The 4,912-nt window shown below is 73.2% G+C and carries 5 protein-coding genes; 2 read left to right on the top strand and 3 right to left on the bottom strand.

What is annotated here, in order from left to right:
• Nucleotides 1-264, top strand: a 264-nt coding sequence (locus A7A76_RS01900; protein ID WP_206409611.1) for a hypothetical protein, incomplete at its 5' end; no start/stop codon positions are given.
• Between the two features lie 165 nt (nt 265-429).
• Complete coding sequence (locus A7A76_RS01895) at nt 430-1,311, top strand: META and DUF4377 domain-containing protein (RefSeq protein WP_206409610.1); 882 nt, start codon at nt 430-432, stop codon at nt 1,309-1,311.
• 64 nt (nt 1,312-1,375) lie between these two features.
• On the opposite strand, the gene A7A76_RS01890 is transcribed toward A7A76_RS01895, so the two are convergent.
• The 3 genes from A7A76_RS01890 to A7A76_RS01880 form a co-directional block, all read right to left on the bottom strand.
• A complete protein-coding gene (locus A7A76_RS01890; RefSeq protein ID WP_206409609.1) occupies nt 1,376-1,879 on the bottom strand; it encodes an RDD family protein in 504 nt (167 codons plus the stop codon).
• A gap of 58 nt (nt 1,880-1,937) precedes the next feature.
• Nucleotides 1,938-2,564 (bottom strand): YbhB/YbcL family Raf kinase inhibitor-like protein, encoded by a 627-nt coding sequence (locus tag A7A76_RS01885; protein ID WP_206409608.1) that lies wholly within the window; start codon nt 2,562-2,564, stop codon nt 1,938-1,940.
• 153 nt (nt 2,565-2,717) lie between these two features.
• Nucleotides 2,718-4,790 (bottom strand): tetratricopeptide repeat protein, encoded by a 2,073-nt coding sequence (locus tag A7A76_RS01880; protein WP_206409607.1) that lies wholly within the window; start codon nt 4,788-4,790, stop codon nt 2,718-2,720.
• Between the last annotated feature and the right edge of the window lie 122 nt (nt 4,791-4,912).

The raw sequence follows: 4,912 nt of genomic DNA, 5'->3' as shown, positions 1-4,912 counted from the left end.
TACGCGCCGGCGCCGCGCGAGCTGGCGGCGTGGCGCGAGCGCGCCGCCGCGGCGATGGGCGAGGCCGGGGTCGGCGTCGGCGTGTTCCCGGACACGGCGATGCAATGCGCGGTGGTCGCGCCGGCGCAGTTGCTCGAACATCTCGATGCGCTGATCGCCGACGCCGGCGCGGCGCCGGATGAATCCGCAGGCGCCGCGGCCGCGCTCGACCTCGCCCAGGCGCAGCGCGCGCTGGCGCAGAAGTTCGCCAAGCCGGGCAAGTGAGCGGCGGCGCGCAGCGGCGCGGTTCCAGTCGAGACGGCGAACCGGGCCTGGTCGGCGCACGCCACGCCCCAGCGCGCCCGACCCGCGGCTGAACGCGCAAAACCCCACGCGGCGCGGCGCCGCGTTCATCTGTTTTTCGCGACTCACCCCGGATCATTGCGCCCCATGAAAATCCAACGCCACCTCGCTCTCGCCGCCGCGCTGTCCAGCGTCCTGCTCGCCGCCTGCGCCGCGCCTTCCACTTCGCCCGGCACCGACGCCGCGCCCAAGCCCGAGGGCAGCGCCGCGCCCGCCGACGGCGCGCCGTCCGCCGCGGTCAAGAGCGATCCGGCGCCCGCCTCCAGCCTCGATCTGCGCGGCTACACCTGGAACCTCGACAGCGCGGTCGACGCCGCCGGCAAGCCGATCGCGCTGCTGCAGCGCGAAGGCAAGTACGGCCTCAAGCTGAGCTTCAACGGCGACAACCTCGGCGTATCCGGCGGCTGCAACCACGTCGGCGCCGGCTTCAAGCTCGCCGGCGACCGCATCGAGATCGGCGATTTCCGCACCACCTTGATGGCCTGCCAGGACCAGCGCCTGATGCAGATGGACAGCGCCATCAGCGAGCAGCTCAAGGGCAGCACGCGCTTCGCCATCGAAGGCCAGGCGCCGCAGCCGCGCCTGCTGCTGACCACCGCCGGCGGCGCCAAGCTCACGCTCAGCGGCGAGCCGACCGCCGAAACCCGCTACGGCGGCCCCGGCGCCACCGTGTTCCTGGAAGTGGATTCGCAGCTGCGCAAGTGCTCGCATCCGCTGATCCCGAACTACCAGTGCCTGTGGGTGCGCGAGCGCAAGTACGACGACAACGGCGTCGCGCTCAAGCCCAGCGACGAGTGGCATTTCCTCTACCAGAACATCGAGGGCTACACCCACGAGGCCGGCATCCGCAACGTCGTGCGAGTGAAGAAGTTCGACGTCAAGAACCCGCCGGCCGACGCGCCGTCGGTGGCCTACGTGCTCGACATGGTGGTCGAAAGCGAATCGGTGCCGGCGCCGAAGTCGAAGTAAGCCGCACGCCGATGTCTTGCGCGGGCCCGGTCGCGATGGCGGCCGGGCCCGTTCGTTGTGGCGCTCAGCGCTTGGCCGGCGCGGCCGCGCGCACCACCAGGGTCTTGGGAAAACGGTCGTGCCAGGCGGTCGCGCGCGCGGGGTCGCCGAACAGGATCGTGATCGGCTCGAACGGCACCTGGCGCACCAGGGTGCGTCCCAGCACCTGGCCCCAGCTCGGCGGGCGGCCTTGTTCGTCGACCACGCGGGTGCTGGTGACCAGCTTGCCCAGGGTGACGCCGAAGATGCCTTCCATCGGTACGTAGTAGGCGAACTGCACGCACAGCATGATCAGCGACATGGTCGGGTTCCACGCCGCGTCGGGCGCGGCGGGCTGCAGCAGCTTGAGCACGTCGGGGTCGAACGCGGACCACACGCTGAGGCCGCCGAGCGCGGCGGCGGCGCAGATCGCGCTGTCGATCAGCAGGTTGGCCAGGCGCTGGGCGCGGCTGGCCGGCACCAGCGCGGCGATGCGCTCGGCGCGGCGCTGCGACTGGGAAAACGCGGGGGATTCGTTCGGATCGTTCATGTCGCTGTTCGGTGGATGCGCCGCGGCCGGCGCGCGCGCCGCGCGCCGGCCGCGCGGCTCAGCCCTTCACCGCCGGGTTGAGCGAATAGGTACCGTAGATCGAAGCCTGCGCCAGCACATGGCCGTGCATGGCGTTGAGCGCGTCGGCGGCGGTGAAGCGCGCGTCCAGCGGCAGGCGTTCGACGTCGAGCGCGAACACGCGGAAGAAATAGCGGTGCAGGCGCAGGTCGTTCGGCGGCGGGAACGGGCCGTCGTAGCCGTACCAGTCGCCGGCCATGTCCGGGTCGGAGGCGAACCAGCCGGTGTAATCGTTCAAGCCCTGGCGCGCGCCGCGCGGGCCGGCCGGGTCGCGCTTGCCGTGGGCGACGACGCCGTCGCTGCAGCTGCCGGCGGCGATCTCGCGCACGTCGGCGGGGATGTCGGCCATCACCCAGTGGATGAAATCGGCGCGCACTTGATGCTCGGGAATCTGCACGTCGTCGCGGCCGACCAGCTCGGCCACGGTCGGCACGTCCGGGTCGATGCAGATCAGCACGAACGAACGCGCGCCTTCGGGAACATCATCCCAGGCCAGGTGCGGATTGCGGTTGGCGGCGAAGCCGTAGCCGCCGTCGACGGCCTGGCCGGCGGCGAACTCGGCCGCCAGGCGCTGGCGGTGCTGGAAGCTGTTGCTGCGGATCTGCATGGCGAACTCCTGGTGCGGGTCGAGCTGACGAGTCGGATCTCGGGCGCCGCCGCGCGCAGGCGAGGCGGCGCAAGCGGCCATGATCGCATCGGCGCATGACCGCGGCCGCGACCGCCGCCGCAGCATCGGCGGCTGAGCCGCGGCGCGCGCGGCTCAGCGCTCGGGATAGCCGAGCCGGCGCGCGACCGGGCCGAGCACGGCGAAGGCCTCGCCGAGGCAGCCGGCGTAATCGCGCCAGCGGCCGTTGGGCAGGCGGTCGCTGACGTCGATCTCCTTGGGCAGCTGGATGTTGATGCGCAGCGTGTCGGCCAGCACCTGGGCGATCGCGGCCGGGTGTTCGCCGACCTCGTCGAGCTTCACCAGCCGGTGCGGGAACAGGTTGCCTTCGTGCAGGTCGGCGACCTGCTCCAGGCTGCGCGCCAGCCAGCGCGCGCCTTCTTCCGGCGAGCTCAGGCGGTACGGGGTCGGGCTGCCGAAGGCGAGCCAGTCCAGCAGCATGTCGCGCGGGTCGCGGATCGACAGCAGCAGGAAGGCTTCCGGCAGGTACGGGCGCAGCGCGCGCAGCAGCGCGTTGTCCCACCACAGCAGCCAGTCGTACACCGGCGCGTCGGCGACGCCGCGCGCGGTCAGCGCGGCGCGGTAGAGCTTGACCAGGAACGCGGGGTCGAGGCTGCCGTTGAGCAGTTCGTCGACGGTGCCGTAGCGCTGCATCGGGTCGGTCGGCGGCTGCGGGCCGAAGCGGTCGAACAGCAGCGGCGCGCCGGCCAGGCCCAGCACCTGGCCGATGCGCTCGATCTGCGAGCCCGGCGCGCCCCACAGCAGCAGGATGCCGCGGCTGCCTTCCGGCGCCTGCGCCAGCGGCGGCCAATCCTCGCCGGTGCGCGGGCTGATCGGGTTCAGCGGCAGGCGCTGCTCGACCACCTCGGCGTGCAGCTCGGCCCAGGTCGCGGCCGCGGCCTCGGGCTGGCCGGCGACGTCGAGGGTGCGGCCGAGCATCTGCCGCAGCTCGCGCTTCACGCCGGGATCCGGCGCCATCTCGATCAGGCGTTCCAGGCGCTCGGCGGCGGCGTCGGGATCGCGTTCGATCAGGTTCTGCACGATGCGCATCTCGGCCTGGGCGTCGCCGGGGCTGAGCTCGGCGATGCGTTCGGCCAGGGCCACGGCCTGGTCGGTTTCGCCCAGGTGGTCGTGCACGGCGGCGCGCGCTTCCAGCGCGCCCAGGTTCTCCGGCATCGCCTCGCGCCAGCGCTGGATCACCGCCAGCGCCGACTCGGACGCGAACGGCTCCAGCGCGACCCGCGCGCGCCACAGCTGGGGCAGCTGCGGATGCGCGGCCAGCGCGGTTTCCAGCGACTGCACGGCTTCGTCGAAGGCGTCGTTGCGGCGCCAGGCTTCCATGCTCGCGTCGAGCGTGCGCAGGTCGCCCGGCTGTTCGGCGAAGGCGCTGCGCAGGAAGCCCAGCGCGCGCTCGTTGCGGCCGGCGTCGAGTTCCAGCTCGCCGGCCCAGCGGCGCACGCCGAAGTCGGCGCCGTCGCGCTCGGCCAGCGGCGCCAGGCGGTCGGCGGCGTCGATGAAGCGCGACTGGCGGCGCAGCAGTTCGGCCAGCAGCATCTGCAGCGTGGGTTGTTCGGGGTTGAGTTCGGACAGGCGCTGGAAGCACTGTTCGGCGAAGGCGAGGTGGTCCTTGGCCAGGTAGGCGAAGCCCAGCGCGTGCAGCACCTGCGGGTCGTCCGGGGCGACCGCGCCGGCCTGGCTCAGCACCGCCAGGGCGCGGTCGGGATCGCCGCGGCGCAGCGCCAGCATGCCCACCACCGCGGCCACGCGCGGGTGGTCGGGGGCGATGCGCGCGGCGGTGCGGGCCAACCGCTCGGCTTCGTCGAGGTCGCCGGCCAGCAGCGCCAGCTGGGCCTTGATGATGTAGGCGGGGAAGGTGTTCGGATCCAGGCCGATGGCCTGGGCCAGCGAGGCCTGCGCGGCGTCGAGCTGGCGCCCGTCGAGCAGCGCGCCGGCGCGCTCCAGGTGCAGTTGCGCGTCCTCGGGGGCCAGGCCGATGGCGCGGTCGAGCGCGGCCACGGCGGCGTCGCGCTGGCCGTCCAGGCGCAGCGCGGCCGCGTGCAGGCGGTGGGCGCTGGCGTCGTTGGGCTGCTCGCCGACGAGCTGCTCGGCGCTGGCGAGCGCCTGGGCCGTGTCGCCGCGGCGCAGGGCGTCGAGAGTGGGTTCGTACATGTGACGTGCTTCGCGCTGGATAAGAGGGGGGATTGTAGGGGCGCGCGCGGTTTTGCGCTGTTCCGCCCTGTGCCGGCGCGGCGCGGGCGGCGCGTCGGCCGCCGCGGCGGCGCGCTCAGCCC

Origin of the sequence: Lysobacter enzymogenes, assembly GCF_017168095.1 — a bacterium.
GTDB classification, from domain to species: domain Bacteria; phylum Pseudomonadota; class Gammaproteobacteria; order Xanthomonadales; family Xanthomonadaceae; genus Lysobacter; species Lysobacter enzymogenes_D.
This window is presented reverse-complemented; position numbering and strand designations above follow the sequence as displayed.